Genomic DNA, 449 nt, shown 5'->3' on the forward strand with positions numbered 1-449 from the left:
GACATAGACTGTCCCGTCTACGCTTTACCATGGCCGTCTTTCGATGAAGTTCGTCCACTGACCCTTGAAGCGATAGCTGATCAGGTCATCCTCGCGATCAAAGAAATTCAACCGCAGGGTCCATATCGCTTCGCTGGATACTCATCAGGCGGAATCCTGGCTTACGCAATCGCCCAGCGCTTGCTGAGTCTCGATGACGCTGTGTGTTCATCGCTCTCATCGACGTTACGCTACCTGCAAACGTGACAAAGTGCGAACTGCACCGAAGGTTCTGGCACCCAACGAGTTCAGTCTCGGATCGCGACAATCCCCAAATGTCGGAGAGTTCTGGCTCGGTGATCCAAAGATGGGAAGCATATGGGGTCTGCCGCCGCTGCCGATTGACGACCGAGTCGAGCAATTCCAAAGCCAAGCTGCATTGGATGAAGCTTCTCATTCGAAAAGCTCAA

Annotated in this window: 1 protein-coding gene; it reads left to right on the forward strand. The window is 53.2% G+C overall.

Going from position 1 to position 449, the window contains the following annotated elements:
* The coding region (locus EOA85_RS36980) for a thioesterase domain-containing protein (RefSeq protein WP_164760214.1) at positions 1–246 on the forward strand (246 nt) is incomplete at its 5' end.
* Positions 247–449: the final 203 nt, after the last annotated feature.

The organism is Mesorhizobium sp. M5C.F.Ca.IN.020.29.1.1 (assembly GCF_003997375.1).
Taxonomy (GTDB): Bacteria; Pseudomonadota; Alphaproteobacteria; order Rhizobiales; family Rhizobiaceae; genus Mesorhizobium; species Mesorhizobium wenxiniae.